Genomic DNA, 25,309 nt, shown 5'->3' on the forward strand with positions numbered 1-25,309 from the left:
GGAGTCAAGCATGAACGTTTTCTGGTTTATCCCTACCCACGGCGACAGCCGCTACCTCGGCACCTCCGAAGGTGCGCGCCCGGTGACCCACGACTACATGAAGCAGATTGCCGTGGCGGCCGATACCCTCGGGTATGACGGCGTGCTGCTGCCCACGGGACGTTCCTGCGAAGACGCCTGGGTGGCTGCGGCCAGCCTGATCGATGCGACACAGCGGCTGAAATTCCTGGTGGCAGTGCGCCCCGGCCTGACCGCACCGACCCTGTCGGCGCGCATGGCCGCGACCTTCGACCGCCTCTCCAATGGCCGCCTGCTCATCAACGTGGTCACCGGTGGCGATCCGGTGGAGCAGGAGAGCGATGGCATCTTCGGCAGCCATGCCGAGCGCTATGAAATCTCCGACGAATTCCTCAAGATCTGGCGCGACGTACTGGCCAAGACCCACACCGGTGAAGAGACCAACTTCGAGGGCAAGCACCTCAGCGTCAAGGGCGCCAAGGCACTCTATCCTCCGGTGCAGGCACCGTATCCGCCGCTGTACTTCGGTGGCTCCTCGGACGAAGCCATTGACCTGGCCGCCGAGCAGGTCGACGTCTACCTGACCTGGGGCGAACCCCCGGCGGCCGTGGCCGAAAAAATTGCCCGCGTGCGCGAACGCGCCGCCAAGGCCGGCCGCACGCTGCGCTTCGGCATCCGCCTGCACGTGATCGTGCGCGATACCAATGAAGCCGCCTGGCGCGCCGCCGATGAACTCATCAGCCGCCTGGACGACGAGACCATCGCCAAGGCCCAGGCCAACTTCGCCCGCATGGACTCGGAAGGGCAGCGCCGCATGGCCGCCCTGCACGGCGGCCGCCGCGACAAGCTGGAAGTGAGCCCCAACCTGTGGGCTGGCGTGGGCCTGGTGCGCGGCGGTGCCGGCACCGCGCTGGTGGGCGATGGCCCGACCGTGGCTGCGCGCATCAAGGAATATGCGGACCTGGGCATCGATACTTTCATCCTCTCCGGCTATCCGCACCTGGAAGAATCCTACCGGTTTGCCGAACTGGTGTTCCCGCTGCTGCCGCGCGCCCAGCGCGAAGGCCTGGCCGGTCCCTTCGGCGAGATCGTCGGCAATACCGAACTGCCCAAGCCCGCGCCGGTGCGCGTGTCGGCAAGCTGAGGCCGGCATGACCAGCGCATCCAATCCCGTGCTCGCCAGCACTGCACCGCAAGAGCAGGCGCGCCCCAAGGCCGCTGCCAAGGGCCCGCGCAAGCCGCGTGGCGCCTGGGTCGGCTGGCTGCTGCCGCTGCTCCTGCTGGTGTGGTGGGAGATCGCCGCACAGGCCGGCTGGCTATCCAGCCGCATCCTGCCGGAACCGTTCGCGGTATTGAAGGCCGCGTGGAACCTGTCCGCCTCCGGCGAGCTGTGGCGCCACCTGGCCGTCTCCAGCGGCCGCGCGGCTTCCGGCTTTGCGGTCGGCGCGGGGCTGGGACTGATCCTGGGCCTGCTCTCGGGCAGCCTGCGTTCAGCCGAACTGCTGCTCGATACCACCCTGCAGATGGTGCGCAACATTCCGGCGCTGGCCCTGATCCCGCTGGTGATCCTGTGGTTCGGCATCGACGAGACGGCCAAGCTGTTCCTGGTGTCGGTGGGCGTGTTCTTCCCGGTCTACCTGAATACCTTCCACGGCATCCGCTCGGTGGACCAGGGCTTGATCGAGATGGCGCGCAGCTATGGCCTCTCCGGCTGGCCGCTGTATCGCGACGTGATCCTGCCGGGCGCCTTACCCTCCATCCTGGTCGGCCTGCGCTTTGCGCTGGGCCTGGTGTGGGTGCTGCTGATCGTGGCCGAGACCATCTCGGCGCAGGCCGGCATCGGCTACATGACCATGAATGCCCGCGAATTCCTGCAAACCGATGTGGTGCTGGTGGGCATCCTGCTCTACGCCTTGCTGGGCAAGCTGGCCGATACCGCGGCGCGGGCGCTGGAACGTTTCTTCCTGCGCTGGCACCCCGGCTACCAATGAAGAGCCCCATGAATGCATCAGGAAACCATCATGCGCAATGACACCCAGGAACACCAGCAAGTCAGCCGTGCCGCCGGCCGGGGCGTAGGCCTCAGGCTGCGCGCCTTGTCGAAGTCCTTCAGCGGACGCACGGTGCTGCACGACATCGACCTCGACATCGAACCCGGCGAATTCGTCGCCATCGTCGGCCGCAGCGGCTGCGGCAAGAGCACCTTGCTGCGCCTGGTGGCCCAGCTCGATGGCGCCAGCGGCGGCGAGGTCGTCTATGAACACGAAGGCAGCGGCGAGCCCGAGATCCGCATCATGTTCCAGGATGCGCGCCTGCTGCCCTGGAAGCGGGTGCAGGCCAACGTCGCGTTGGGCTTGCCCAGGCAGGCCGCACCGCAGGCACTCCATGCCCTGCGCCAGGTCGGCCTGGACCAGCGTGCCGGCGAATGGCCGGCGGTGCTCTCCGGGGGCCAGCGCCAGCGCGTGGCCCTGGCGCGTGCGCTGGTACACGACCCGCAATTGCTGCTGCTGGACGAACCGCTGGGCGCGCTCGATGCGCTCACCCGCATCGAGATGCAGGCCCTGATCGAGTCGCTCTGGCGCGAACGCGGTTTCACCGCCTTGCTGGTGACCCACGACGTGCAGGAAGCCATCGCCCTGGCCGACCGCGTGCTGCTGATCGAGGATGGCCACGTGGCACTGGACCAGCGCATCGACCTGGCGCGCCCGCGTTCACGTGGCCAGGCCCAGTTTGCCGCGCTGGAGGAAGCCATCCTGGCGCGCGTGCTGCGGCACCCCGGCAGTGAGGCGGCTACGGAGCCATCTGAAGATTTCTTCACGCCACGCGGCGTACATCAGGTGCAGTGGGCGGTGTGAGTTTGACCGCATGAAGGTTTGACCCGATTTTCAGTTTTTTCAGTTGTAGCCCATTTCAACCCATGCGGCGCGGCAGGTGCCGACGCCGTTTCATCAAGGAGCAGAGCATGACCATTCAAGCAATCAACGTCCGTAACCAGTTCAAGGGCAAGGTCAAGGCCATCATCGAAGGTTCGGTGGTGTCCGAAGTGGATGTGGAAACCCCGGCCGGTATCGTGACCTCGGTCATCACCACCCGCTCCGTGAAGGACCTGGGCCTGACCATCGGCAGCGAAGTGGTGGCACTGGTGAAGGCCACCGAAGTCTCGATCGCCAAGCTGTGATCGTCTGGCCGTCCTGGCCGGTGATGCCGGCCGGGCGGTGTCTTTTTTTCAGGAGCAGGCCCGATGGCATATCAGGCACTGAAGGCTTATCTGGCCCGCCTCGATGCGCAGCATACTGGCGGCACCGCGTCCGCCAAGGTCTGGCTGGATGAACAGGGGCGCGCCGCCGGGCGTTTCTTCAATACTTCGCTGACCTCGGCCTTCCAGCCGGTGCGCAGCTTCGACGATGGCCACATCGTCGCCTGCGAGGCCTTCGCCCGCAGCCACTCGGCCGTCGACGACGGCCTGCATCTGTGGAAACTGCTGGACCAGGCCGCCAGCGACGACGAGTCGGTGGAACTGGACCGCCTGTGCCGCATGCTGCACGCCATCAACTACTACCGCCAGGCGGGCGAAGAGGCCCCCGAGCTGCACCTCTCGGTGCACGCGCGCCTGCTGGCTGCCGTCAACAACAATCACGGCGTGGCCTATCGCCGCATCCTGGCCGCGCTGGAACTGCCGCACGAACGCATCGTGCTGCAACTGCCGGTGGTCACGCCCAACCAGCGCTGGCTGCTCAATTACGTGCTGGACAACTATCGCCGCAACGGTTTCCGCCTGGGGGTCTCGGCCAACAGTCCGCTGGAGGCACTCGGTCTGCTGGACAAGGTCAAGCCGGATCTCATCAAGGTCGATGCGCGCGAACTGGCCGACCCGGACAGCGTGGCCTTATTGCTGCTGCGGGCGGCCGAGCAGGGGGTGCGCATCTTCTTCAAGCGAGTTGAAAACAAGGAAGTGTTCGACAAACTGGCCTGGTACTGTCAGGCACTGGCCCAGTCCACTTTGGCCCAAGGCTATCTGTGGGATGTGCCGGCCGCACGCCTGCCGGACACCTTGCTTGGCCTGAAGGATGCCGCGTAAGGCATACTGCATGACTTCATCACTCGCTGCGGGGCCTGCATGAGTCTGACTTCTCCTTCTTCTTCCACGACACCGGCCCGGCTGGCGGATTTCCGGGTGCTGGTGGCACCGGGCCTGTCCGATAGCGGTCCGGAACACTGGCAATCGCGCTGGCAGCGACTTTATCCCGCTTTCGAGCGAGTGCAGCAGGATGACTGGGAAACCCCCGACCTGCCGCGCTGGTCGGCGCGCCTGGGCGAAGTCTTGGCGCGCGATGGCCGCCCGACGGTGATCGTGGCGCACAGCTTCGGCTGCCTGACCACGGTGCATCGCACGGCGGCCTTGCAGGCGGCTTCCGGCGGATCTGCGCATCCCATCGTGGCGGCCTTGCTGGTGGCACCGCCCGATCCGGTCAAGTTCAACCTGAGCGCAGCGGTGCGGCACAAGCTGCCGTATCCGGCCCTGGTCGTGGGCAGTGACAATGATCCCTGGATGAGCGCCGAGCGCGCCCGCCACTGGGCCGAGGCCTGGGGCGCGCAGTTCCGCTCGGTGGGCGCACGCGGGCATATCAACTCCGAATCGGGCCTGGGCGACTGGACCGACGGGCAGCAGTGGCTGCTGGAGCTGCTTGAACGCATCGCCTGAAGCTTGTTTCTTCACCTCCCCCCCATGAGCGCATAAAGACGGTTTCTCGACCGGCTTTATGCGCTTTCCTTCTAAGGACATGCAAAAAGCTTCGTTCTCTTTATAACTATCGGATGCGAATATCGCTCACCTATAGTCGCATTTGTAATAACAAGAGAACGACATGTCCGCATCCCCTGTTTCCCTTGCCGCCCCCGGGGCCGCGCCGACCCGCTCGGCGGGCAGCGCCAACCGGCGCGTATTGCCCGGTTTCCGGCTGTCGCTGGGCTTTACCATCTTCTACCTGGCGCTGATCGTGCTGATCCCGCTGTCGGCGCTGTTTTTGAAGACCTTCACCTTGACCTGGGGCGGCTTCATCGACGCGGTGACCTCGCCCCGGGTGATGGCGTCCTATCGCTTGAGCTTTGGCGCTTCGCTGATCGGGGCCTTCCTCAACGTGATCTTCGGCGGCATCGTGGCCTGGGTGCTGGTGCGCTATCGCTTCCCCGGCAAGCGCATCATCGATGCCCTGGTGGACTTGCCTTTCGCCTTGCCCACGGCGGTGGCCGGCATCGCCCTGACCACGCTGTATTCGCAGAACGGCTGGCTGGGCAAGCTGCTGGCGCCCCTGGGTATCAAGGTTGCCTTCACCCCGCTGGGGGTGCTGGTGGCACTGACCTTCATCGGCCTGCCTTTTGTCGTGCGCACCGTGCAGCCGGTGCTGGAAGAAGCCGAGCGCGAGCTCGAAGAAGCCGCCGCCAGCCTCGGTGCCAGCCGCTGGCAGACTTTTACCCGGGTGATTTTCCCGACCGTATTACCTGCTTTGCTGACCGGTTTTGCGCTGGCCTTTGCGCGCGCCTCCGGGGAATACGGCTCGGTGGTCTTCATCGCCGGCAACATGCCGATGGTTTCTGAAATCACCCCTTTGTTCATCGTCACCAAGCTGGAGCAGTACGACTATGCCGGTGCGACCGCCATTGCGATGGTCATGCTGCTGGTTTCCTTCATCCTGCTGTTGACCATCAACCTGCTGCAAGCCTGGACCCGCAAGCGCGGCCAGTCGGAAAGGATCTGAGATGAGCGCTGCCCCCATTTCCGCTGCCCCGCAAGCCAATGCAATTGCCCGTGGCGAGCCGCCGCTGACCCCCGGTGCCATCACCGAACCCTGGTGGGTGCGTGCGCTGCTGATCGGCATCGCGCTGGCCTTCCTGACCCTGTTCCTGTTCGTGCCGCTGGTGGCGGTGTTCTACGAAGCGCTGCGCAAGGGCTGGGATGTCTATGTGGCGTCCATCACCGAGCCTGACGCCTGGTCTGCCATCAAGCTGACCCTGGTCGCCGCGGCCATCGCCGTGCCGCTGAATCTGGTCTTTGGCGTGGCGGCCGCGTGGGCGATTGCCAAGTTCGAGTTCCGTGGCAAGAACGTGCTGCTGACCCTGATCGACCTGCCGTTCTCGGTCTCGCCGGTGATCTCGGGCCTGATCTACGTGCTGCTGTTCGGCCTGCAGGGCTACTTCGGCCCCTGGCTGCGCGAGCATGACATCAAGATCCTCTTCGCCGTACCGGGCATCGTGCTGGCCACCATCTTCGTGACCTTCCCCTTCGTGGCGCGCGAACTGATCCCGCTGATGCAGTCGCAGGGCAGCGAGGAAGAAGAAGCCGCGCTGGTGCTGGGTGCTTCCGGCTGGCGTACCTTCTGGCACGTCACGCTGCCCAACATCAAGTGGGGCCTGCTGTATGGCGTGATCCTCTGCAATGCGCGCGCCATGGGCGAGTTCGGTGCCGTCTCGGTGGTCTCCGGCCACATTCGCGGCGAGACCAACACCATCCCGCTGCAGGTCGAAATCCTCTACAACGAATTCAACATCACCGGCGCCTTCGCCGTGGCTTCGCTGCTGGCCTTCCTGGCCCTGGTCACGCTGGCCATCAAGAGCGTCATCGAGTGGCGGCTGCACCAGCAGCACAGCGCCAGCGAACAAGCCTAAGGAGTCATCATGAGCATCGAAGTCCATCACATCCAGAAGCGTTTCGGCAGCTTCACCGCGCTCAACGACGTGTCCCTCAATTTCCCGGCGGGCGAACTGACGGCCTTGCTGGGCCCTTCCGGGTGCGGCAAGACCACGCTGTTGCGCATCATCGCCGGTCTCGAATCGCCCGATTCGGGCCAGGTGCTGCTCGATGGCGAAGACGCTTCGGTGCGCCACGTGCGCGAACGCCAGGTCGGTTTCGTGTTCCAGCACTATGCGCTGTTCAAGCACATGACCGTGTTCGAGAACATCGCCTTCGGCCTGCGCGTGAAACCGCGCGCCCAGCGCCCCTCGGAAGCGGTCATCCGCGAGAAGGTCAAGCGCCTGCTGGAGCTGGTGCAGCTGGACTGGCTGGCCGACCGCTATCCGCCGCAACTCTCCGGCGGCCAGCGCCAGCGTATCGCACTGGCCCGCGCATTGGCCGTGGAGCCGCGCGTGCTGCTGCTGGACGAACCCTTTGGCGCCCTCGATGCCAAGGTGCGCAAGGAACTGCGCCGCTGGCTGCGCCGCCTGCACGATGAACTGCACGTCACCAGCATCTTCGTCACCCACGACCAGGAAGAAGCCCTGGAAGTGGCCGACCAGGTGGTGCTGATGAACAAGGGGCAAGTGGAGCAGATCGGCACGCCCGAGACGGTCTACAACCATCCGGCTTCGCCGTTCGTCTACGGCTTCCTGGGCAATGTGAACCTGTTCCATGGCCGCCTGCATGAAGGCGTGCTGGACGCCGGCGGTGCCCGCTTCGAGGCGCCCGGCCACGGCGATACCCGCGATGCGGCCGGTGTCGGTTTCGTGCGTCCGCATGATCTGGATGTGGAACGCTACTCGCCCGGTGCCGAAGGCATCGTGGTGCAACTGCGCCGCTCGCATGCCATCGGTCCGCTGGCGCAACTGGAACTGGAGCGCGATGACAATGCCGAGCTGATCGAAGCCGTCATCCCCAATGAACGTTTTGCGCAACTGGGCTTGAAGAATGGCGAGACCCTGGTCGTGCGTCCGCGCCGCCTGCAGGTCTTTGCGCAGCAGGACGGAGGGCAGGCACGATGAATTTCCAACAGCTGCGTTCCATCCGCGAAGCCGCGCGCTGCGGCTTCAACCTGACTGAAGTGGCCAATGTGCTCTTCACCTCGCAACCCGGCGTGAGCCGCCAGATTCGCGAGCTCGAAGAAGAGCTGGGCGTGGAAATCTTCGAGCGCAACGGCAAGCGCCTGACCGGCCTGACCGAACCCGGCAAGGGCATCCTGGGCATCGTCGAGCGGCTCCTGCTGGAGGCCGAGAACCTGCGCCGCGCCAGCAAGGAATACGCCGGCGAGCAGAGCGGCACGCTCTCCATCGCCACCACCCACACCCAGGCGCGCTACGTGCTGCCGCGCGTGGTGCAGGCCTTCCGCGATGCCTTCCCGCAGGTGCGCATCGCCCTGCAGCAAAGCGCCCCGGAACACATTGCCGAATGGGTCATCTCGGGCAAGGCCGACATCGGCATCGCCACCGAAGGCCTGTCGCAATTCAAGGAACTGGTGTCCTTCCCCTGCTATACCTGGAGCCACGTGATCGTGGTGCCGAAGGGCCATCCGCTGCTGGGGCTGGAACAGGTCACGCTGGAGGATCTGGGTACCTGGCCGCTGATCACCTATGACGTCGGCTTTACCGGTCGAGGCCACATCGACGAAGCCTTCCGCCAGGCCGGCATCGAGCCCGACATCGTGCTCACCGCCATGGATTCGGACGTGATCCAGCAATACGTTTCGCTGGGCATGGGCGTGGGCCTGGTGGCCTCGATGGCGGTGGACCAGGGCAAGCACACGGAGATGGTGGCCATCAATGCCTCCCACCTGTTCAAGGCCAACATCGCCCGGCTGGCGGTGCGGCGCGGTGCCTACCTGCGCGGCTATGCCTTCGATTTCATCCAGCAGTTTGCACCTGACTTGAAGCGCGCCGACATCGTCAATGCGCTCAATGAGGCCAACGCCCAGGCTTGAACCCGGCGCGCATCAACTGGTATCAGAGGTTCTTGCGATAGACGATGAAGCCCGAATCCACGGCCAGGTGGTCGTAGAGCTTGCGGGCCGTGGCATTGGTATGGTGGGTGTGCCAGTACACTCGCTCGGCACCGTCCGCTGCGGCGTACCGGTACAGTTCTTCGATCAGTGCGCGTCCCACGCCACGGCCGCGCGCGGCTTCGGTGGTGAACAGGTCCTGCAGGTAGCAGGCGGGGCCGATCAGGATGGTGTTGCGGTGATAGAGGTAGTGCGCCAGTCCCAGCAGCCGTCCACCGGATTCAGCCACCAGGGCGTGCACCGGCTCATCGGCCGCATGGATGCGTGACCAGGTGGAACGGGTGATGTCCAGGGGCAGGGCGGTGGCGCCACTGCGGCCGTAGAAGGCGTTGTAGTCGTCCCACAGGATCTTCCATTGCGGGTAATCGTCCTGGCGGGCAAGTCGGATGTGCAGGGCTTCGGGGTGCAGCGGATCTGGCATGGCGGCTCCTGGCGTCAGAGATCGCAGTATAGCCGTACCGGGTCAGTTTCCCGGAGTGTCAGGACAAAGGCCGGACAGTGTTTGCGCACTGTCCGGCCTTTGTCATGGTGGGCAGGATAATTCTGCTTACACCGTGCGGGTCGGTGTCGTGGTGAAGGTGCTGGTATCTGTACTGCTGGGCTGTGCGGAAGTGGACTGGGCCACTTGGTTGGACTGTCCGGCGGCTTTCAGGACGTCATTGAAATTGACGGCCGGCTTCTTCGCTGCCTGCTGGCCGCCCGCCGGTGCGTTGCCGTGATAAACGGCGGAAATGGAATTGGTCGACATGCGTGCACTCCTCAAGTAAGGCTGTCCCCCGGGCCAGCGCCCAGACCGGTATTGCCGGGGCAGTATAGGGGCGCACCATGAGGCTGCTGCGCCGGTTTACCGAAACTTGCGCATCTTTACCTGTTGGGCGTGGACGGCAGCTTTACTTGCGCAAGCGTGCGGCGCACTGGTCGCGCAGGCGCGTGTCTTCGGGGGCATCGTCGTCGGCGGGCGGGGCAGCGTTGCCCGTGGCGGGATGCGCGCACTGGCGATAGCGCGTCACATAGCGTTCAAACTCGGCGCGCGCCTGGGCCTTGGGCAGGCTGGCCAGTTTCTGGATGAAGCCGCGGCTGCCGATCTCGAAGTGCTGGTAATCGATGGGTTGTTTCCACTGGCCGCCCCAGACCAGAAATCCATGTTCATAAAACACGCTGACCACCTCCTCGGCCATGCCCGGCTGCAGCGGTGCGCGCTGCAGGTAGGCCGCGCCTTGCGGCGGCAGGACTTCCTGCTCGGGGCTGCCGGCCTTGCTCACATAAGGGTTCTGCAGCGGATTGATGTCGATGGCCGCGCCATAGGCGTGCTTGGACCAGCCACCGCCGCTGGTCATGGGCCGGCCATTGAAGGCCGAACTGTTGTTGGCGGCCATGGAGCGCTGGTCGTCGCCGTCATAGGCTTCCAGCCCCTGCGCACCGGCCAGCGGGAAGGAGCGCAGCAGCAGTTCACCGAACAGCGCCTCGACCTGCGGCGCCAGCGCGTCGAGCACCACCACGCTGCCCTGGCGGGTGGCGCCGCCGAAATCGGTGTAGTCGAAGCTGACCGTGGCCAGGCGCGTGCAGGGGACCGGATTGCCGGAGGTGATGACCTTGCCGGCCCGCATCTGGGCGCATTGCGCGGGGGAAATTGGCGTGATGTCGGCCTGGGCGGCCAGCGGCAGTGCCATCGCCAGCACGGTCGCGGGAAGGGCCAGCGCGCGGCGCAGGACGGTCAGGCGGGCGAGGGCGGGGAAGCGGGCGGTGAAGGTCATCATGGGAGGCGATGATACGGGTTTTCAGGGGGAAATGTATTGTCAGGATTGTCATATTGCCTGTGATGGCTGACATCAAGATGCGCCGTTTTCTGACAGCGTGGGAGCGGCGGAACGGGAATAATCGGTGTCCAGAAGCTGCCAGATCTCGGCAAGCCTGCACTCTGTGCCTGGCAGACCGCATTTTGGCAAATCCCCCCTCAACAACTTTAGGAGGCAACATATGAAGATTCGCCACACCCTCTTGGCTGCCGCCGTGTTCACCGCTGTGCTGGCTGGTTGCAACAAGCGCGACGAAGCGCCTGCCACCCCTGCCGCTACCCCGCCGGCCGCATCCGAACCGGCACCGGCAAGCAGCACCCCGACCACCCCGGCACCGGCTGATTCCGGTACGGCTGCGGGCTCGACCGCCACCCCGGCGACCCCGACCCCGACCACGCCTTCGGATTCCTCGGCCACCACGCCGAGCACCCCGGCCGCCTCTGGCGACAGCGGTACGCAAAAGTAAACGCCTCACAACAAGAGCCAACAAGACGGCAAGCGCCGCACCCTCTCCCGCAGTGGGAACAGCACTGCATGCGCCGCGACGGGCAGCTGTCGCGGCGTTTTCTTTTGGGGGGCTGGAAAGGGCTCGTATCCCGGGAATATGAACAATCTTGCGGGATACCTGGCCCGTGGGGGCAAATGGCGCATTTCCTGGAAAAATCTTTCCGAACTTTTTTTTGCGGCTTGCAGTCGTACGGGTGGTTGAACTGTTCCTTCAACCTCCCTCTTGATAGGGAACTTGCCCGCAGTTCATTGGCTGCGGGCTTTTTTTTGTCCCTCCAACGGGAGGGCAAAACACTGTGTCTCCGCCGTCTTTATAGCGGCGCGAACTACTTCCCCCCATGCCCCTTCACCACCGCAATCATGGCCCCGAACGCCGGACCCATATTGGCTTCCAGCGTGGGATACATGCGCGAGATGCTGCCATCCAGGTACAAGGCGTCACTGCATTTGAGCTCATCACGAAGGAAACTGGCGAAATCGTAAAAGCTGATCGGATTGCGCGCGATGGCCAGCGTGACGATGCCGGCCGCATCCAGGCACACCGCATTGCGCACCACCGTATTGGCTGACTCGGGATCGAAGCGCGGATTGATCTTGCCGTCCACGATCATCAGCGGACCCGATTGCGTGGCGTAGCGCGTCACGCCATTCCACAGGCCCAGTTCGGCTTCATAGTCGGAGGTCTCGACGATGTAGGCCTGGCGCTCGCTCAACACGAATACCCCATTGGGCTGCAGATAGAAATTGCCATACGCGTTCTTGCGCGTATTGAGGCGGCGCAGCTGGTTGCCGCCTTCCACGTACAGCCCCAGCGGCTGCAACTGCTTGTCGTAGATGCCGGCATTGGTGGCGCAGACCATCTCCTGCCCCTGGCTGCGCAGATGCGCATCGAGCCGGTTGAAGTTGCCCAGCGGCGTACCGCTGGCGTCCTTCCAGTACATGCGGATGGTGTCGCTGCGCGGATCGGCGCGGCAGGTGCTGATGAAGACCTGGTGATACTGGTACTGGCGCACCTCGGCCGCCTGCGCCTGCGGGCTGGCGCCGCCCAGGACCAGTCCCGGCAGCAGACCGGCTGTGGCCAGCAGTTGCAGAAGGGCAGGGCGCAGGCGGCGGGAGGGAAGAAGAGGGGAGCGAAGCATCGAAACCAGGTCTTGTTCTGCGGGAATGCGAAGGGCGAGGCGGTATTGTAAATGGCGCAAGCCGGGCTTGCCACGGGAAATCCGTTTTCGGCCGCGAATCGGCTCCCATCAAGGCTTTGCGGACTTTGCACCGAATTCGCTCATGCTGCAGTGCAGGTTTGCACCGAATATGGGAAAATGAAGAAAAACAGCATGAAATGTGCGAAAAATCGAAGGCCACAGCGCATAAATGATGGGGTTTGACGAAATTTCAAAAAAAAGTTGCCCCATATGACGGCAGTGTTACACTCTGCCCCCATGTTGCGGCCAGCCTCCCGTAAAACGGGGTCAGGTATCCACAACCCTACGCGCGCCGGCCTGTTGGCCAGGTAACGGCGCCTCTTGAATCCGTTCCATCCTGGAGGAAACGACAATGAAGTTTGCAAGCCGTCTGACCAAGATCGCCCTGGCCGCCGCCACCTTTGCCGCCTTCGCCGGCGTGGCCCACGCCGAGACCGTCAAGATCGCCATCGCCGGTCCCCTGACCGGTGCCGTGGCCCAGTACGGCGACATGGTCAAGGCCGGTGCCCTCACCGCCATCGAACAGATCAACGCCGCCGGCGGCGCCAACGGCAACAAGTTCGAAGCCGTCATGATGGACGACGCCTGTGAACCCAAGCAGGCCGTGGCCGTGGCCAACAAGATCGTCAGCCAGGGCATCAAGTACGTGATCGGTCACGTCTGCTCCGGCTCCACCATCCCCGCCTCCGACATCTACGAGAACGAAGGCGTGGTCATGATTACCCCGTCGGCCACCGCACCGCAGCTGACCGAAGCCAAGCCGCACAAGTTCATCTTCCGCACCATCGGCCGCGATGACCAGCAAGGTCCTGCCGCCGCCCGCTACGTGATCGAGAAGCTCAAGCCCAAGAAGGTCGCCGTGCTGCACGACAAGCAGTCCTACGGCCAGGGCGTGGCCTCGTCGGTGAAGTCGGCGCTGGAGGCGGCCAAGGTGCCGGTGGTGGTGTTCGAAGGCATCAATGCCGGTGACAGCGATTACTCGGCCATCGTCACCAAGCTGAAGTCGCAGGGCGTGGACTTCGTCTACTTCGGCGGCTACCACCCGGAAATGGGCCTGATCATGCGCCAGGCGCGTGAACAGGGCGTCAAGGCCGTCTTCATGGGCCCCGAAGGCGTGGGCAACAAGGACATCACCGCCATCGCCGGCCCCGCCTCCGAAGGCATGCTGGTGACCCTGCCGGCCGACTTCGCCGCCGATCCGGCCAACGCCGCCCTGGTCAAGGCCTTCGCCGCCGCCAAGCGTGACGCCAACGGCCCGTTCCAGATGCCGGCCTATTCGGCCGTGAAGATCATTGCCGATGCCATCACCGGTGCCAAGTCCACCGACCCGGACAAGGTCGCCGCCTACATCCACGGCAACAGCTTCAAGACCCCCATCGGCAACGTCGAATACGACAAGAAGGGCGACCTGAAAGCGTTCAAGTTCGTCGTCTTCACCTGGCACAAGGACGCCACCAAGACCGAAGCCAAGTGATTCGCCCCGGATCGCTGGCCTGACTGTCTGACCTGACGTCAAACCGCGAAATGCCCCATTGCAGTCCGGATGGGGCATTTCCACTTTATGGGTTCCCTCATGAATGAATTGCTCCCTCAACTGACCCAGCAGCTCGTCAACGGGCTCTCGCTGGGTGCGATCTATGCCTTGATCGCCATCGGCTACACCATGGTCTACGGCATCATCGGCATGATCAACTTCGCCCACGGCGAGATCTACATGATCGCCTCCTATGTCGGCCTGGTGACCTTGACCGCCATCGGCGTGCAGTCCGGCTATCCCTTGCCGCTGCTGCTGGGTGGCGCGCTGATCGTCTCGGTGCTGGTGACCGGCCTCTATGGCTGGACCGTCGAGCGCGTGGCCTATCGTCCGCTGCGCGGCGGCCCGCGCCTGGTGCCGCTGATCTCGGCCATCGGCATGTCCATCTTCCTGCAGAACTACGTGCAGATCGGCCAGGGCGCACGCGACATGTCGGTGCCGGTGCTGATCTCGGGCGCGCTGGAGTTCCAGATGGGCAGCGACTTCACCGTCACCGTGCCGTATTCGCGCATGGTCATCGTGGGCGTGACGCTGGTGCTGATGGTGGCGCTGACGCTGTTCATCGCGCGCTCGCGCATGGGCCGCGCCTGCCGCGCCTGCGCTGAAGACATGGGCATGGCCAACCTGCTGGGCATCGATACCAACAAGGTGATTTCCTTCACCTTCGTCCTGGGTGCGATGCTGGCGGCGGTCGGCGGTGTGCTGATCGCCCTGACCATCGGCAAGCTCAACCCCTACATCGGCTTCATCGCCGGCATCAAGGCCTTCACGGCGGCGGTGCTGGGCGGCATCGGCAGTATTCCCGGCGCCATGCTGGGTGGCGTGCTGCTGGGGCTGGCCGAGACCTTCGCGGCCGGCTACCTGCCTTCCGAATACAAGGACGTGGTGTCCTTCGGGCTGCTGGTGCTGATCCTGCTGTTCCGTCCCACGGGCCTGTTGGGCAAGCCCGACATCGAAAAGGTCTGAGCCCGCACGGCTCGACGGACAACGACATATTCAAGGAGGCGTGATGCCTGAGACTTTCAAGAATGCCGTGGCGGCGGCGCTGGTGACCGCCGTACTGACCATCCCGCTGCTGGGCATGCAGCTGCAGCTGGAGGGCTACCGCGTGGTCCTCAATACCCACTGGACCCCGGTGCTGGTGGCGGTGCTGGCCGTGTTCCTGTTCCAGCTGGCCAAGCCTGCGCTCTCGCGCAGCCGTGCCGGCATCAAGCTGCCGGCGCTGCCACGCATGCAGCCGGGCCAGCAGCGCGCTGCCGTGCTGATCCTGCTGATGGCCGCGCTGGTGTGGCCCTTCTTCGGCTCGCGCGGCTACGTCGATGTGATGACCCTAGCGCTGATCTACGTGGTGCTGGGCCTGGGCCTGAACATCGTGGTCGGTTTCGCCGGCCTGCTCGACCTGGGCTACGTGGGTTTCTATGCCGTGGGTGCCTACACCTATGCGCTGTGCAACCAGTACTTCGGCCTCTCGTTCTGGGAATGCGTGCCGCTCTCGGCTGCTGCCGCCGCGCTGTTCGGCTTCCTGCTGGGCTTCCCGGTGCTGCGTTTGCGCGGTGACTACCTGGCCATCGTTACGCTGGGCTTTGGCGAAATCATTCGCCTCTTGCTCAACAACATGACCAGCCTCACCGGCGGCCCCGATGGCATCTCCGGCATCCCCAAGCCGACCGTGTTCGGTGTGGTCATGGCGCGCAATCCGCTGACCGAAGACGGCACCACCTTCCACCAGTTGCTGGGCCTGACTTACCAGGGCGGCCATATGGTGATCTTCCTGTATTTCCTGGCCTTGCTGATGGTGTTCTTTACGTATTTCGTCACCAGCCGCCTGTTGCGCATGCCCATGGGCCGCGCCTGGGAAGCCCTGCGTGAAGATGAGATCGCCTGCCGCTCGCTGGGCATCAACCCGACCCGCGTGAAGCTTTCGGCCTTCACGCTCGGTGCGGCGTTTGCCGGCCTGGCGGGTTCCTTCTTCGCCGCCCGCCAGGGCCTGGTGACACCGGAATCCTTCACCTTCATCGAGTCCGCCCTGATCCTGGCCATCGTCGTGCTGGGCGGCATGGGCTCGCAGCTGGGCGTGATCCTGGCAGCGATCCTCTTGACCGTGCTGCCGGAACTGGCGCGCAGCTTCGCCGAGTACCGCATGCTGATCTTCGGCCTGGTGATGGTGCTGATGATGATGTGGCGTCCGCAAGGACTGCTGCCTGCCACCCGTCCGCATGTGGAGTTGCCGCAATGAACCCGACCGTGAAAACCATGCTGGAAGTGTCGAACCTGTCGATGCGCTTCGGCGGCCTCTTGGCCGTGGATGGCGTCTCGCTGGCCGTGCAGGAGCGCGAAGTCTTCGCCATCATCGGTCCCAACGGGGCCGGCAAGACCACCGTCTTCAACTGCATCAGCGGCTTCTATCAGCCGACCTCGGGCGAGATTGCGCTCGATGGCGTCTCCATTGCCCGCCAGCCCAGCCACCAGGTGGCCCAGCAAGGGCTGGTGCGCACCTTCCAGAACATCCGCCTCTTCAAGTCCATGACCGTGGTGGAAAACCTGCTGGTGGCGCAACACCAGCAGGTCAATACCAACCTGCTGTCGGGGCTGCTGAAGACGCCGTCCTATCGCAAGTCCGAGCAGGAAGCGTTGCAGCGCGCGGCCTACTGGCTGGACCAGCTGGGCCTGACGGCGCTGGCCAACCGCGAGGCGGGCACGCTCTCGTATGGCCTGCAGCGCCGGGTGGAAATCGCCCGCTGCATGATCACCAAGCCGCGCCTGCTGCTGCTGGATGAACCGGCGGCCGGCCTGAACCCGCAGGAGAAGCAGGAGCTGTCGCAACTGATCGACCGCCTGCGCCGCGACCACGGCGTGGCCGTGCTGCTGATCGAACACGACATGAGCCTCATCATGGGCATCTCCGACCGCATCCTGGTCATGGAGCACGGCAAGCCCATCGTCACCGGCACCCCCGAACAGGTGCGCAGCGACGAGCGTGTGATCAAGGCCTACCTGGGAGAAGAATGATGCTGCAGTTTGACAAGGTGCATACCCACTACGGGGCCATCGAGGCCCTGCACGGCGTATCGCTGACGGTGGAAAAGGGCGAGATCGTTACCTTGATCGGTGCCAACGGTGCCGGCAAGACCACGCTCCTGATGACGCTGTGCGGCCGTCCGCGCGCCTCCAGCGGCCGCGTGCTTTTCGAAGGGCAGGACATCACGCAGTTGCCGACCCACGAGATCATGCGCCGCGGGCTGGCCATTTCGCCCGAAGGCCGGCGCGTCTTCCCCAGCCTGACCGTGCTGGAAAACCTCAAAATGGGGGCCTTCTTCGCCAGCAATGAAGAGATCGAGCAGGGCATCGCGTATGTCTTCGGACTGTTCCCGCGTTTGAAGGAACGCGCGGCGCAGCGGGCCGGGACCATGTCCGGCGGCGAGCAGCAGATGCTGGCCATCGGCCGCGCCCTGATGAGCAAGCCGCGCCTGTTGCTGCTGGACGAACCCACGCTGGGCCTGGCCCCGCTGGTGATTGCGCAGATCTTCGAGATCATCCGCACCATCCGCGACAGCGGCGTGACCGTGTTCCTGGTCGAGCAGAATGCCAACAAGGCGCTGGGCGTGGCCGACCGTGGCTACGTGCTGGAAAACGGCCACGTGGTCATGTCCGATACCGGTGCCAACCTGCTGGCCAACAGCGACGTGCGCAAGGCTTATCTCGGACACGGCTGAGCCTGCCATCCACCCTGCCCGTGACGGCCCGGTCTTCATTCGACCGGGCCGTTTTTTTTGGGGGAGAGGGGCGGGCAGTGTCTGGTAGCGAGGCCACCCTGTACATGTCATGTCAGCTGATGTGTCCCTGCTACTGTCAGGCAACTGTATTGGCAAGTGTCTGGTTTTGTTTGCAACTGTGCTGGGAACTGTTTCCTGCGAGTGACATGCGGGATTGTTTCGGGCTATGCTCGACACTCGATGAGGAAAAGCATGAAAAAGATTTCGCAGCACCTGAAGCAACTGGGCATGGGCAGCCTGCTGCTGGCCTGTGCCTGGAGTGTTCCGGCTGCGGCTCGCGCCGACCGTCTGGAGGAGATCCAGGCGCGCGGCTCGCTGATCTGCGCCACGCTGGCCAGCAATGAGCCGCTGGGCTTCGCCGATCCGCAGAGCGGCCAGATCGTCGGCTTCGATGTGGACATGTGCAGCGCCATTGCAGCCAAGCTGGGCGTGAAGATGCGCCAGCGCAGCCTGACCGTGGAAGCGCGCTTGCCGGCGCTGATGCAGGGTGACGTCGATATCGTCTCGGCGGCGCTGGGCTATACCCATGAACGGGCGCGCCAGATCGATTTCACCGCCTCGCACTATCAGAATCCGATCAAGCTGATCGTGCAGAGCGACTCCGGCCTGAACCTGGTCTCGGACCTGGAGGGCAAGCGCATCAGCGCCAATCGGGGCTCCACCCCGGAGCAGGCTGCGCGCCGCGTTTTGCGCCGGGCCACCCTGCTGACGTTCGCCGACACGCCGCAATCCTTCCTGGCATTGGCCCAGGGCCAGGCCGATGCACTGGCCATTTCGATGCCCTCGGGCGTTCGTTTCGTCAATGAATCCGGCGGGCGTTTCCGCTTCGTCGAAGGTGCGCTGGCCTGGGAGCCGACCGCGCTGGGCGTCAAGAAGGGCGAGCGCCGGCTGCTCGATGCGGTCAACCTGGCCCTGGCCGCCATGGAGAAGGACGGCCAGATCGATGCCCTGTGGGTCAAGTGGTTCGGTCCCAAGACCAAGTTCAACATTCCCCGCGACAAGAAGCTGACCCCCATCTCGGCCTTCCGCCAGGCGGGCTGACGCACTCATCGACCTGGGCGCTGCGGCGCCCATTCCTTTTTTCATTCTTCGCTTTTCCGGCACGCCCGGCCGCACCATGTCCGTCACTACCGTCCCGCCTTCCTCTTCCCACGACCACGATGGCCTGCCACCGCGCCAGCGCCTGCTGGCCATTGCAACCGTCGTGCTGGGCCTGAGCATCGCCGTACTCGATGGCTCCATCGCCAACCTGGCGCTGCCGGCCATGGCCGCCGATCTCAAGGCCAGCAATGCCGATGCCATCTGGGTCATCAACAGCTACCAGATCGCCATGGCCGTGTGCCTGCTGCCGCTGGCCTCGCTGGGGGAAGTGATCGGCTACCGAAGGGTGTACCTGGGCGGGCTGTTTCTCTTCACGCTGGCCTCGCTGGCGTGCGCGGCCAGCGGCGACATGCTGCAACTGAGCCTGGCGCGGGTGCTGCAGGGGCTGGGTGCGGCCGGTATCCTCTCGGTCAATACGGCGCTCATCCGCTTCATCTATCCGGCCCGGCAGCTGGGCCGGGCCATCGGCTACAACGCCCTGGTGGCCGGCACCGGCAATGCGCTGGGCCCCAGCGTGGCGGGCCTGATCCTGCACCTGGCTTCCTGGCACTGGCTGTTCCTGATCAATATCCCGCTGGGCCTGGCGGCGCTGGCCGTGGGCAGCCGCGCCTTGCCGGCCAATCCGCTCTCGCCGCGCCGTTTCGACCGCCAGAGTGCCTTGCTGTGCATGGGTTTCATCGGGCTGCTGCTCTATACCATCGACGCCGTCGGCCACCTGCAGGGCGGCTGGGTGGTGGCAGGCTGCGCGCTGCTCACCGCCATCAGCCTGGTCCTGCTGCTCAAGCTGCAGTCCGCAAGCGCCCCCATGCTGCCGCTGGACTTGCTGCGCATACCGCTGTTTGCGCTCTCCATCGGTACCTCGTTCTGCTCTTTCGCGGCGCAGATGGCGGTCTTCGTGATGCTGCCCTTCATGCTGCAGGATTACCTGGGCATGAGCGCGGCGCGTGCCGGCATGCTGCTTACGGCCTGGCCGGTGGCCGTGGCGCTGACCGGCGTGGTGGCCGGCAAGCTCTCGGACCGCATCTCGGCGGGTTTGCTGGGCGGGATCGGGCTGGCCGTGATGTGCCTGGGATTGCTGGCCTTGCTGACGGTGGAGCGCAGCACGCCCGATGGCATGACGCTGGCCATGTTTGCGGTCTGTGGCATTGGCTTCGGGCTGTTCCAGTCGCCCAACAACCGCACCATGATCAGCGCGGCGCCGCGCGAGCGCACCGGCGGCGCCAGCGGCATGCTGGGAACCGCGCGCCTGACCGGGCAGACGGTGGGGGCGTCGGTAGTGGCCATGCTCATGGGGATATCGGCGGCACCTTATGCGCCGGTGCTGTGCTTTGCCGCGGCCCTGGCGGGCGCGGCTTGCCTGGTGAGCCTGTCGCGGCTGCGCTATTGAGGCGCGCAGGCGTTACAGGGCCGGCGCCAGCGTCTCGCCGTGGGCGTGATGGTGGGCGGCGTGGGCGGCGACCGAGAGTGCCATGCTGAGGTAGTTTTCATTGCGGCGGCGCAATTGCGCCTGCTGCTGTTCCAGCGCAAACAGTTGCTGGTAGAGCGTGCGGATCTGCTGCTGCAGCAACTGGCGCTGCTGCTTGCCATCCCGGTTGGCCGGGAAGCGGGCCAGCGACTGCGCCTGCTGTTGCAGGATCAGGATGCGATGGCTCAGTTGCGCCACCAGCTCGGTGGGGTCATGGTCCAGCGTGTCTGCCACTGCGACTTCTGCGTGGACAGGTTGTTCTTGTTCATACGCGACGTTCATGCGAACTCCAGCCCGGCGGGGCGCAAGGATTGCAAGGGGACTACTGCTTCAATTTACGGCAGCCCACGGCAAAGCTTGAGCCACGGAAAGTAAAAAAAAGAAAAGGCGCAGGCCCCGGAGGGCGCTGCGCCTTGTTGCTGGCCACTCCAAAGAGGGCGACCAGCCGGCTCGCAGGGAGGGGGGATCAGATCACGCCACGGCGCATCTGGTCCAGTTCGATCGATTCGAAGAGGGCCTTGAAATTGCCCTCGCCAAAGCCGTCATTGCCCTTGCGCTGGATGATTTCATAGAACACCGGCCCGATCAGGTTCTGCGTGAAGATCTGCAGCAGCAGGCCCTGGCCGTCGGTAGGCGCGCCGTCGATCAGGATCTTGAGCTCACGCAGGGCAGCGAGGTCTTCGCCATGGCCGGGGATGCGGCGTTCCACCAGGTCATAGTAGGTGGCGATGGTGTCCTGCAGCGGCACGCCACGGGCATAGAGCGCGCGCACGGTCTGGTAGATGTCGTCGGTACCCAGGGCGATGTGCTGGATACCTTCGCCGTTGTACTGCTTGATGAATTCCTCGATCTGCGACTTGTCGTCGGCACTCTCGTTGATGGGGATGCGGATCTTGCCGCAGGGGCTGGTCATGGCGCGCGAACGCAGGCCGGTGACCTTGCCTTCGATGTCGAAATACTTGATCTCGCGGAAGTTGAACAGGCGCGTGTAGAACGACGACCAGGCGTCCATGGCGCCGCGCATGACGTTGTGGGTCAGGTGGTCGATGTAGGTCAGGCCCACGCCCTTGGGATTGCGCTCCACGCCGGGGAAGAACTGGAAGTCGACGTCATAGATGGAGCCATGGTCGCCATAGCGGTCCACCAGGTAGAGGAGCGAACCGCCGATGCCGCGAATGGCGGGAATGTTCAGTTCCATCGGGCCCAGCTTGGCTTCCACCCCTTCAGCACCCAGTTCGAGTGCGCGTTTGTACACATGGGCCGCATCCTTGACGCGGAAAGCCATGGCATTCACCGAGGCGCCGTGCACCTGGGCGAAGGCGGCGGCATTGCTGCCGGGTTCGCCGTTGAGGATGAAATTGATCTGGCCCTGGCGATACAGGGTGACGTTCTTGGAGCGGTGGCGCGCGACTGCGGTGAAGCCCATCAGCTCCAGCACGGCGGCAATGCCGGCCGGGTCGGCGGCGGTGTACTCGACGAACTCGAAGCCGTCGGTGCCCATGGGGTTGTCGAACAGGTCGCCGCTGGTGTTTTGGGTGTTGCTGGTGGCGGCTGCGGTGGCGAACTGGGTGTCTGCGTGGCCCATCTGGTGTCTCCTCGTGTGGGGAGGGCCGGCAAGCGCGGCCCATGCGAGGAGTTTATTGCGTCAAGACTGCAATTTGTGATTGTTTTTTGCGCGAGATATTAGATAATATGCACAAATAATTCTTAAATATGAACTTTGGAGAGACAAATGAGCATCATCAACGTGGATCGCTACGACCTGGCCTTGCTGACCGAACTGCAGCGAGACGGCCATATTACCAATAGCGCGCTGGGCCTGAAAGTCCACCTGTCCACTTCGCAGATCAGCCGCCGCGTGCAGCGGCTGGAAGAAGCCCACGTCATCGAGCGCTACACCGCCGTGCTGGACCCGGCCGTGGTCGGCCTGGGCGTGACCGCTTTTACTACCGTCACCCTGGACCGCCAGGGCGAAACCCGTGGCGAACTCTTCGAGAAGGCCGTGGAAACGATGCCGGAGGTGACCGAGTGTTTCTCCGTCACCGGCGAAGGCGATTATATCCTGCGCATCGTGGCCCCTGACCTGGCGGCCTTCTCCGAATTCATGATGACGCGCCTGCTGCGCCTGCCGGGCGTGACCAACGTCAAGTCCAACATCACCCTCAAAAAGGTCAAGCAGTCCCACGAACTGCCGCTGGAACACGTGATGCAGCCGGTGAAGTCGCGCCAGCGCATCCGCTTCTCGCAGTGAGGCGCAAAAAAAGCATGATGCGAGGATTCAATGATTGGGCCCTCCAATCATTGAATCCCCGAATGATCGTTTTTTTAGCGGCAGCGGAATTCAAAAGCAATCGCCCGAGTGCGGCCCCGCTGGCGCAGGCCTAGAATCAGTGGCATCCGATCCCTGGAGCGCCCCATGCTGACCATGACTTCTCCCGCCGTTTCACCTGCCGCCGCCGACGAGGAGGCAAGCCTCGATCCGGAGGTCTGCTGGCAAGCCGTTCAGCAGCGCGATGCCTCCTTCGATGGCCGCTTCTGGTATTCGGTGCGCACCACCGGCGTGTACTGCAAACCGTCGTGCGGCGCGCGCACGCCCTTGCGCAAGAACGTGGGCTGGCATGCCAGCCGCGCTGCGGCCGAGGCCGCCGGCTTTCGTCCCTGCCAGCGCTGCAAGCCGGACCAGCCGCCGCTGCAGGAACGCCAGGCGCAGGCCGTCGCGCAGGCCTGCCGCTTGATCGAACAGGCCGATGCGCTACCTGATACGGCCACCCTGGCCCAGGCGGTGGGCTTGAGCCGCTACCACTTTCATCGCCTCTTCAAGCAGCACGCCGGCCTCACGCCCAAGGCCTATGCCGATGCGCACCGTGCCACGCGCCTGCGTGCGCAACTGGGCAGCGCAGCCAGCGTGACCGATACGCTCTACGAGGTGGGCTTTCATTCCAGTGGCGGCTTCTATGGGCAGAGCAAGGCGCAGCTGGGCATGCAGCCGGCCGCTTACCGGCGCGGCGGCCAGGGCGAGCAGATCCGCTTCGCGGTGGCGCAATGCTGGCTGGGAGCCTTGCTGGTGGCGGCCACCGGGCAGGGCATCTGCGCCGTCACCTTGGGCCAGGAACCGGAACTGCTGGTACAGCAACTGCAGGACCGCTTCCCCCACGCCGATCTCGCGCCGGGCGACGCCGCCTTCGAGCAGACGCTGGCCCAGGTGTTGGCCGCGCTGGAGGATCCGCGCCAGGGCGCTGCCTTGCCCCTTGACGTGCGCGGCACGGCCTTCCAGCAGCGGGTCTGGCAAGCCCTGCGGGCGGTGCCGCCCGGTGTCACGCTGACCTATGCCGAACTGGCTGCGCGCATCGGCCAGCCCAAGGCGGTACGGGCCGTGGCCAATGCCTGCGCGCGCAACGAGATCGCCGTGCTCATTCCCTGCCATCGCATCGTGCGGCTCGACGGTTCGCCTTCCGGCTATCGCTGGGGGATCGCGCGCAAGACGGCCTTGCTTGCACGCGAAGCGACTTCTGCACAAGACAAGGGTGCCTGAAGCATTTGCCCTGCGCGGCTACAATAGGTCCTCGATTACTGCTGGAGTTGCGCATGCATGTTCTTGGCAAGGCTGGTCTCGCATTCGCGGGCGCGGTACTGATCCTGGGTGGTGTGGTCGCCTGTTCGCCGCTGTCGGCCATCAATGCCGTCACGCCCGCTTCCTCCTACGTCAAGACCGAAGGGGTGGCCTATGCCAACACCGATAACCCGCGTCAAAAGCTGGACATCTATCGTCCCGCCAACGCCCCGGCCACCGCCTCCGCTCAAGGCTTGCCGGTGGTGGTCTTTTTCTACGGCGGCAGCTGGAACGAGGGCAGCCGCAAGGATTACGCCTTCGTCGGCGAGGCCCTGAGCTCGCGCGGTTTCATCGCCGTGCTGCCGGATTACCGGGTCTATCCCGAGGTACGCTATCCCGATTTCGTGAAGGACAGTGCCCAGGCGGTTGCCTGGACCTTGCGTTCGGTGCGTGAGCTGGGCGGCGATCCGCAGCGCGTCTTTGTCATGGGACATAGCGCCGGCGCCTACAACGCCGCCATGGTGGCTCTCGATGCACGCTGGCTGCGCGCAGCCGGTGCCTCGCCGGCACAACTGCGCGGCTGGATCGGATTGGCTGGCCCCTATGACTTCCTGCCCATCGAAAACGAGGATGTAAAACCGGTCTTCTTCGCGCCGGATTCGCCGCCGGATTCGCAACCGGTGCGGCATGTGGAGGCCGGTGCGCCGCCGACGTTGCTGATCGCCTCGCACAAGGACAAACTGGTCTCGGCCGAACGCAATACCGGTGGCCTGGCCAAGCTGCTGCGCGCACAGCAGGTGCCGGTGGTGGAGCGCTACTTCGACAACACCTCGCATGCTTCGCTGGTGGGCAGCCTGTCGCGGCCGCTGCGTTTCATCGCGCCGACGCTCGAAGAAGTGAGCCAATTCATTGAAAATCCGCCACCCCGCGCGGAGCCATCCAAATGACCGCTGACCTCTTCGCGGGGCTGGCGCGGGAGCCTTCGGTGGAGACCATCACCGAAGGTGCGCTACTGCTGCGCGCCTTTGTCGACGAAGAGGAAGCGGCAGTGTTGGTGGCTGCCATCGATAGCGTTCTGGCCGCCTCGCCCCTGCGCCACATGCAGACCCCGGGCGGTTTCCGCATGTCGGTGGCGATGAGCAATTGCGGCCAGTATGGCTGGGTGACGGATCGTCGCGGCTATCGCTACCAGTCTCTCGATCCGCTGGCCGAGCGCGACTGGCCGGCCATGCCCGATGCGTTCGCGGCATTGGCCGCGCGCGCCACAGCGGCGGCGGGGTTTGCAGGATTCGCTCCTGACGCTTGCCTCATCAATCGCTACGAACCCGGTGCGCGCATGTCGCTGCATCAGGACAAGAATGAACTGGACATGGACCAGCCCATCGTCTCCGTCTCGCTAGGGTTGCCGGCGACCTTCCTGTTCGGTGGCATGGCGCGCACCGACAAACCGCAGCGCATGCGGCTCGAAAGCGGAGATGTAGTGGTGTGGGGCGGTCCGGCGCGATTGGCCTTCCATGGCGTCGATACCTTGCGTGACGGCGAGCACCCGCTTACATGGCGCTGCCGCTACAACCTGACCTTCCGCCGCGCGCGCTGAGCGGCGG

The 25,309-nt window shown here is 64.6% G+C and carries 28 protein-coding genes; 22 read left to right on the forward strand and 6 right to left on the reverse strand.

Going from position 1 to position 25,309, the window contains the following annotated elements; genetic code table 11:
- Window positions 1-10: 10 nt before the first annotated feature.
- From ssuD to ACLRDN_RS08200, 10 genes are all read left to right on the forward strand, one after another.
- Window positions 11-1,162, forward strand: a complete 1,152-nt coding sequence (gene ssuD, locus ACLRDN_RS08155) for an FMNH2-dependent alkanesulfonate monooxygenase (protein WP_413459722.1) — start codon at window positions 11-13, stop codon at window positions 1,160-1,162.
- Window positions 1,163-1,169: 7 nt separating this feature from the next.
- Window positions 1,170-2,009, forward strand: coding sequence for an aliphatic sulfonate ABC transporter permease SsuC (gene ssuC, locus ACLRDN_RS08160; protein ID WP_413459723.1), 840 nt, complete (start codon window positions 1,170-1,172; stop codon window positions 2,007-2,009).
- A gap of 30 nt (window positions 2,010-2,039) precedes the next feature.
- Window positions 2,040-2,873, forward strand: a complete 834-nt coding sequence (locus tag ACLRDN_RS08165; protein WP_343741055.1) for an ATP-binding cassette domain-containing protein — start codon at window positions 2,040-2,042, stop codon at window positions 2,871-2,873.
- Window positions 2,874-2,980: 107 nt separating this feature from the next.
- The gene (locus ACLRDN_RS08170; RefSeq protein ID WP_006464491.1) at window positions 2,981-3,196 is read left to right on the forward strand and encodes a TOBE domain-containing protein; all 216 of its coding nucleotides are present in this window, start codon (window positions 2,981-2,983) and stop codon (window positions 3,194-3,196) included.
- Window positions 3,197-3,259: 63 nt separating this feature from the next.
- Window positions 3,260-4,096: an EAL domain-containing protein gene (locus ACLRDN_RS08175; protein ID WP_413459724.1), complete on the forward strand. Its 837-nt coding sequence runs from the start codon at window positions 3,260-3,262 to the stop codon at window positions 4,094-4,096.
- 39 nt (window positions 4,097-4,135) lie between these two features.
- Window positions 4,136-4,720, forward strand: coding sequence for an RBBP9/YdeN family alpha/beta hydrolase (locus ACLRDN_RS08180; RefSeq protein ID WP_413459725.1), 585 nt, complete (start codon window positions 4,136-4,138; stop codon window positions 4,718-4,720).
- Between the two features lie 163 nt (window positions 4,721-4,883).
- Window positions 4,884-5,774, forward strand: a complete 891-nt coding sequence (cysT, locus tag ACLRDN_RS08185; RefSeq protein ID WP_413459726.1) for a sulfate ABC transporter permease subunit CysT — start codon at window positions 4,884-4,886, stop codon at window positions 5,772-5,774.
- Window position 5,775: 1 nt separating this feature from the next.
- Window positions 5,776-6,681: a sulfate ABC transporter permease subunit CysW gene (cysW, locus tag ACLRDN_RS08190; RefSeq protein ID WP_413459727.1), complete on the forward strand. Its 906-nt coding sequence runs from the start codon at window positions 5,776-5,778 to the stop codon at window positions 6,679-6,681.
- Between the two features lie 9 nt (window positions 6,682-6,690).
- Window positions 6,691-7,770 (forward strand): sulfate/molybdate ABC transporter ATP-binding protein, encoded by a 1,080-nt coding sequence (locus ACLRDN_RS08195; protein WP_413459728.1) that lies wholly within the window; start codon window positions 6,691-6,693, stop codon window positions 7,768-7,770.
- Window positions 7,767-8,702 (forward strand): CysB family HTH-type transcriptional regulator, encoded by a 936-nt coding sequence (locus ACLRDN_RS08200; RefSeq protein WP_413459729.1) that lies wholly within the window; start codon window positions 7,767-7,769, stop codon window positions 8,700-8,702. Before ACLRDN_RS08195 ends, ACLRDN_RS08200 begins: the two co-directional genes overlap by 4 nt.
- Window positions 8,703-8,724: 22 nt before the next feature.
- On the opposite strand, the gene ACLRDN_RS08205 is transcribed toward ACLRDN_RS08200, so the two are convergent.
- The 3 genes from ACLRDN_RS08205 to ACLRDN_RS08215 form a co-directional block, all read right to left on the reverse strand.
- Window positions 8,725-9,201 (reverse strand): N-acetyltransferase family protein, encoded by a 477-nt coding sequence (locus tag ACLRDN_RS08205; protein WP_413459730.1) that lies wholly within the window; start codon window positions 9,199-9,201, stop codon window positions 8,725-8,727.
- A gap of 126 nt (window positions 9,202-9,327) precedes the next feature.
- Window positions 9,328-9,528: a hypothetical protein gene (locus ACLRDN_RS08210; protein ID WP_413459731.1), complete on the reverse strand. Its 201-nt coding sequence runs from the start codon at window positions 9,526-9,528 to the stop codon at window positions 9,328-9,330.
- A gap of 142 nt (window positions 9,529-9,670) precedes the next feature.
- A complete protein-coding gene (locus tag ACLRDN_RS08215) occupies window positions 9,671-10,537 on the reverse strand; it encodes a M15 family metallopeptidase (RefSeq protein WP_413459732.1) in 867 nt (288 codons plus the stop codon).
- A gap of 220 nt (window positions 10,538-10,757) precedes the next feature.
- Between ACLRDN_RS08215 and ACLRDN_RS08220 the strand changes: the two genes are divergently transcribed.
- The gene (locus ACLRDN_RS08220) at window positions 10,758-11,042 is read left to right on the forward strand and encodes a hypothetical protein (protein ID WP_034338034.1); all 285 of its coding nucleotides are present in this window, start codon (window positions 10,758-10,760) and stop codon (window positions 11,040-11,042) included.
- Window positions 11,043-11,409: 367 nt separating this feature from the next.
- Here ACLRDN_RS08220 and ACLRDN_RS08225 read toward each other — a convergent pair whose 3' ends face one another.
- Window positions 11,410-12,222 (reverse strand): phosphodiester glycosidase family protein, encoded by an 813-nt coding sequence (locus ACLRDN_RS08225; RefSeq protein ID WP_413459733.1) that lies wholly within the window; start codon window positions 12,220-12,222, stop codon window positions 11,410-11,412.
- A gap of 412 nt (window positions 12,223-12,634) precedes the next feature.
- On the opposite strand from ACLRDN_RS08225, the gene ACLRDN_RS08230 reads away from it, so the two are divergent.
- From ACLRDN_RS08230 to ACLRDN_RS08260, 7 genes are all read left to right on the forward strand, one after another.
- Complete coding sequence (locus tag ACLRDN_RS08230) at window positions 12,635-13,756, forward strand: branched-chain amino acid ABC transporter substrate-binding protein (protein WP_039790367.1); 1,122 nt, start codon at window positions 12,635-12,637, stop codon at window positions 13,754-13,756.
- A 99-nt stretch (window positions 13,757-13,855) separates the two neighbouring features.
- Window positions 13,856-14,782: a high-affinity branched-chain amino acid ABC transporter permease LivH gene (gene livH / locus ACLRDN_RS08235; RefSeq protein ID WP_034350126.1), complete on the forward strand. Its 927-nt coding sequence runs from the start codon at window positions 13,856-13,858 to the stop codon at window positions 14,780-14,782.
- A gap of 43 nt (window positions 14,783-14,825) precedes the next feature.
- The gene (locus tag ACLRDN_RS08240) at window positions 14,826-16,052 is read left to right on the forward strand and encodes a high-affinity branched-chain amino acid ABC transporter permease LivM (protein ID WP_413459734.1); all 1,227 of its coding nucleotides are present in this window, start codon (window positions 14,826-14,828) and stop codon (window positions 16,050-16,052) included.
- Window positions 16,049-16,825: a high-affinity branched-chain amino acid ABC transporter ATP-binding protein LivG gene (gene livG / locus ACLRDN_RS08245; RefSeq protein WP_413459735.1), complete on the forward strand. Its 777-nt coding sequence runs from the start codon at window positions 16,049-16,051 to the stop codon at window positions 16,823-16,825. Before ACLRDN_RS08240 ends, livG begins: the two co-directional genes overlap by 4 nt.
- Complete coding sequence (locus ACLRDN_RS08250; RefSeq protein WP_413460367.1) at window positions 16,825-17,529, forward strand: ABC transporter ATP-binding protein; 705 nt, start codon at window positions 16,825-16,827, stop codon at window positions 17,527-17,529. The genes livG and ACLRDN_RS08250 overlap by 1 nt, the downstream gene beginning before the upstream one ends.
- Before the next feature lie 252 nt (window positions 17,530-17,781).
- Window positions 17,782-18,630: an ABC transporter substrate-binding protein gene (locus ACLRDN_RS08255; RefSeq protein ID WP_413459736.1), complete on the forward strand. Its 849-nt coding sequence runs from the start codon at window positions 17,782-17,784 to the stop codon at window positions 18,628-18,630.
- Between the two features lie 76 nt (window positions 18,631-18,706).
- A complete protein-coding gene (locus tag ACLRDN_RS08260) occupies window positions 18,707-20,077 on the forward strand; it encodes an MFS transporter (protein WP_413459737.1) in 1,371 nt (456 codons plus the stop codon).
- Window positions 20,078-20,089: 12 nt separating this feature from the next.
- On the opposite strand, the gene ACLRDN_RS08265 is transcribed toward ACLRDN_RS08260, so the two are convergent.
- Entirely contained in the window at window positions 20,090-20,437 is a 348-nt protein-coding gene (locus ACLRDN_RS08265) for a hypothetical protein (protein WP_413459738.1), read from the reverse strand.
- A 184-nt stretch (window positions 20,438-20,621) separates the two neighbouring features.
- Window positions 20,622-21,740 (reverse strand): 4-hydroxyphenylpyruvate dioxygenase, encoded by a 1,119-nt coding sequence (gene hppD / locus ACLRDN_RS08270; RefSeq protein WP_413459739.1) that lies wholly within the window; start codon window positions 21,738-21,740, stop codon window positions 20,622-20,624.
- Between the two features lie 147 nt (window positions 21,741-21,887).
- Between hppD and ACLRDN_RS08275 the strand changes: the two genes are divergently transcribed.
- The 4 genes from ACLRDN_RS08275 (at window position 21,888) to alkB (ending at window position 25,302) form a co-directional block, all read left to right on the forward strand.
- Window positions 21,888-22,406, forward strand: a complete 519-nt coding sequence (locus tag ACLRDN_RS08275; RefSeq protein ID WP_039785713.1) for an Lrp/AsnC family transcriptional regulator — start codon at window positions 21,888-21,890, stop codon at window positions 22,404-22,406.
- A 165-nt stretch (window positions 22,407-22,571) separates the two neighbouring features.
- Window positions 22,572-23,687 (forward strand): bifunctional DNA-binding transcriptional regulator/O6-methylguanine-DNA methyltransferase Ada, encoded by a 1,116-nt coding sequence (gene ada / locus ACLRDN_RS08280; RefSeq protein WP_413459740.1) that lies wholly within the window; start codon window positions 22,572-22,574, stop codon window positions 23,685-23,687.
- Window positions 23,688-23,740: 53 nt separating this feature from the next.
- Window positions 23,741-24,652 carry an alpha/beta hydrolase gene (locus ACLRDN_RS08285; protein WP_413459741.1) on the forward strand — a complete coding sequence of 304 codons (912 nt, stop codon included), beginning with the start codon at window positions 23,741-23,743 and terminating at the stop codon, window positions 24,650-24,652.
- Window positions 24,649-25,302, forward strand: a complete 654-nt coding sequence (alkB, locus tag ACLRDN_RS08290; RefSeq protein ID WP_413459742.1) for a DNA oxidative demethylase AlkB — start codon at window positions 24,649-24,651, stop codon at window positions 25,300-25,302. The genes ACLRDN_RS08285 and alkB overlap by 4 nt, the downstream gene beginning before the upstream one ends.
- The last annotated feature ends 7 nt before the right edge of the window (window positions 25,303-25,309 follow it).

The sequence above is a fragment of the Herbaspirillum huttiense genome, from assembly GCF_047300815.1.
In the GTDB taxonomy this organism is placed as follows: Bacteria; Pseudomonadota; Gammaproteobacteria; order Burkholderiales; family Burkholderiaceae_D; genus Herbaspirillum; species Herbaspirillum huttiense_A.

What these genes read in the sequence shown, in the direction of transcription:
- ACLRDN_RS08205 (WP_413459730.1), bottom strand. Translation starts at nt 9,201, where the DNA reads ATGCCAGATCCGCTGCACCCCGAAGCCCTGCACATCCGACTTGCCCGC.
- ACLRDN_RS08225 (WP_413459733.1), bottom strand. Translation starts at nt 12,222, where the DNA reads ATGCTTCGCTCCCCTCTTCTTCCCTCCCGCCGCCTGCGCCCTGCCCTT.
- alkB (WP_413459742.1), top strand. Translation starts at nt 24,649, where the DNA reads ATGACCGCTGACCTCTTCGCGGGGCTGGCGCGGGAGCCTTCGGTGGAG.
- ACLRDN_RS08200 (WP_413459729.1), top strand. Translation starts at nt 7,767, where the DNA reads ATGAATTTCCAACAGCTGCGTTCCATCCGCGAAGCCGCGCGCTGCGGC.
- ACLRDN_RS08220 (WP_034338034.1), top strand. Translation starts at nt 10,758, where the DNA reads ATGAAGATTCGCCACACCCTCTTGGCTGCCGCCGTGTTCACCGCTGTG.
- ssuC (WP_413459723.1), top strand. Translation starts at nt 1,170, where the DNA reads ATGACCAGCGCATCCAATCCCGTGCTCGCCAGCACTGCACCGCAAGAG.
- ACLRDN_RS08180 (WP_413459725.1), top strand. Translation starts at nt 4,136, where the DNA reads ATGAGTCTGACTTCTCCTTCTTCTTCCACGACACCGGCCCGGCTGGCG.
- ACLRDN_RS08240 (WP_413459734.1), top strand. Translation starts at nt 14,826, where the DNA reads ATGCCTGAGACTTTCAAGAATGCCGTGGCGGCGGCGCTGGTGACCGCC.
- livG (WP_413459735.1), top strand. Translation starts at nt 16,049, where the DNA reads ATGAACCCGACCGTGAAAACCATGCTGGAAGTGTCGAACCTGTCGATG.
- ACLRDN_RS08195 (WP_413459728.1), top strand. Translation starts at nt 6,691, where the DNA reads ATGAGCATCGAAGTCCATCACATCCAGAAGCGTTTCGGCAGCTTCACC.
- ada (WP_413459740.1), top strand. Translation starts at nt 22,572, where the DNA reads ATGCTGACCATGACTTCTCCCGCCGTTTCACCTGCCGCCGCCGACGAG.
- ACLRDN_RS08250 (WP_413460367.1), top strand. Translation starts at nt 16,825, where the DNA reads ATGCTGCAGTTTGACAAGGTGCATACCCACTACGGGGCCATCGAGGCC.
- livH (WP_034350126.1), top strand. Translation starts at nt 13,856, where the DNA reads ATGAATGAATTGCTCCCTCAACTGACCCAGCAGCTCGTCAACGGGCTC.
- ACLRDN_RS08265 (WP_413459738.1), bottom strand. Translation starts at nt 20,437, where the DNA reads ATGAACGTCGCGTATGAACAAGAACAACCTGTCCACGCAGAAGTCGCA.
- ACLRDN_RS08175 (WP_413459724.1), top strand. Translation starts at nt 3,260, where the DNA reads ATGGCATATCAGGCACTGAAGGCTTATCTGGCCCGCCTCGATGCGCAG.
- ACLRDN_RS08275 (WP_039785713.1), top strand. Translation starts at nt 21,888, where the DNA reads ATGAGCATCATCAACGTGGATCGCTACGACCTGGCCTTGCTGACCGAA.
- ACLRDN_RS08210 (WP_413459731.1), bottom strand. Translation starts at nt 9,528, where the DNA reads ATGTCGACCAATTCCATTTCCGCCGTTTATCACGGCAACGCACCGGCG.
- ACLRDN_RS08165 (WP_343741055.1), top strand. Translation starts at nt 2,040, where the DNA reads ATGCGCAATGACACCCAGGAACACCAGCAAGTCAGCCGTGCCGCCGGC.
- ACLRDN_RS08285 (WP_413459741.1), top strand. Translation starts at nt 23,741, where the DNA reads ATGCATGTTCTTGGCAAGGCTGGTCTCGCATTCGCGGGCGCGGTACTG.
- cysT (WP_413459726.1), top strand. Translation starts at nt 4,884, where the DNA reads ATGTCCGCATCCCCTGTTTCCCTTGCCGCCCCCGGGGCCGCGCCGACC.
- ssuD (WP_413459722.1), top strand. Translation starts at nt 11, where the DNA reads ATGAACGTTTTCTGGTTTATCCCTACCCACGGCGACAGCCGCTACCTC.
- hppD (WP_413459739.1), bottom strand. Translation starts at nt 21,740, where the DNA reads ATGGGCCACGCAGACACCCAGTTCGCCACCGCAGCCGCCACCAGCAAC.
- ACLRDN_RS08230 (WP_039790367.1), top strand. Translation starts at nt 12,635, where the DNA reads ATGAAGTTTGCAAGCCGTCTGACCAAGATCGCCCTGGCCGCCGCCACC.
- ACLRDN_RS08170 (WP_006464491.1), top strand. Translation starts at nt 2,981, where the DNA reads ATGACCATTCAAGCAATCAACGTCCGTAACCAGTTCAAGGGCAAGGTC.
- cysW (WP_413459727.1), top strand. Translation starts at nt 5,776, where the DNA reads ATGAGCGCTGCCCCCATTTCCGCTGCCCCGCAAGCCAATGCAATTGCC.
- ACLRDN_RS08260 (WP_413459737.1), top strand. Translation starts at nt 18,707, where the DNA reads ATGTCCGTCACTACCGTCCCGCCTTCCTCTTCCCACGACCACGATGGC.
- ACLRDN_RS08215 (WP_413459732.1), bottom strand. Translation starts at nt 10,537, where the DNA reads ATGATGACCTTCACCGCCCGCTTCCCCGCCCTCGCCCGCCTGACCGTC.
- ACLRDN_RS08255 (WP_413459736.1), top strand. Translation starts at nt 17,782, where the DNA reads ATGAAAAAGATTTCGCAGCACCTGAAGCAACTGGGCATGGGCAGCCTG.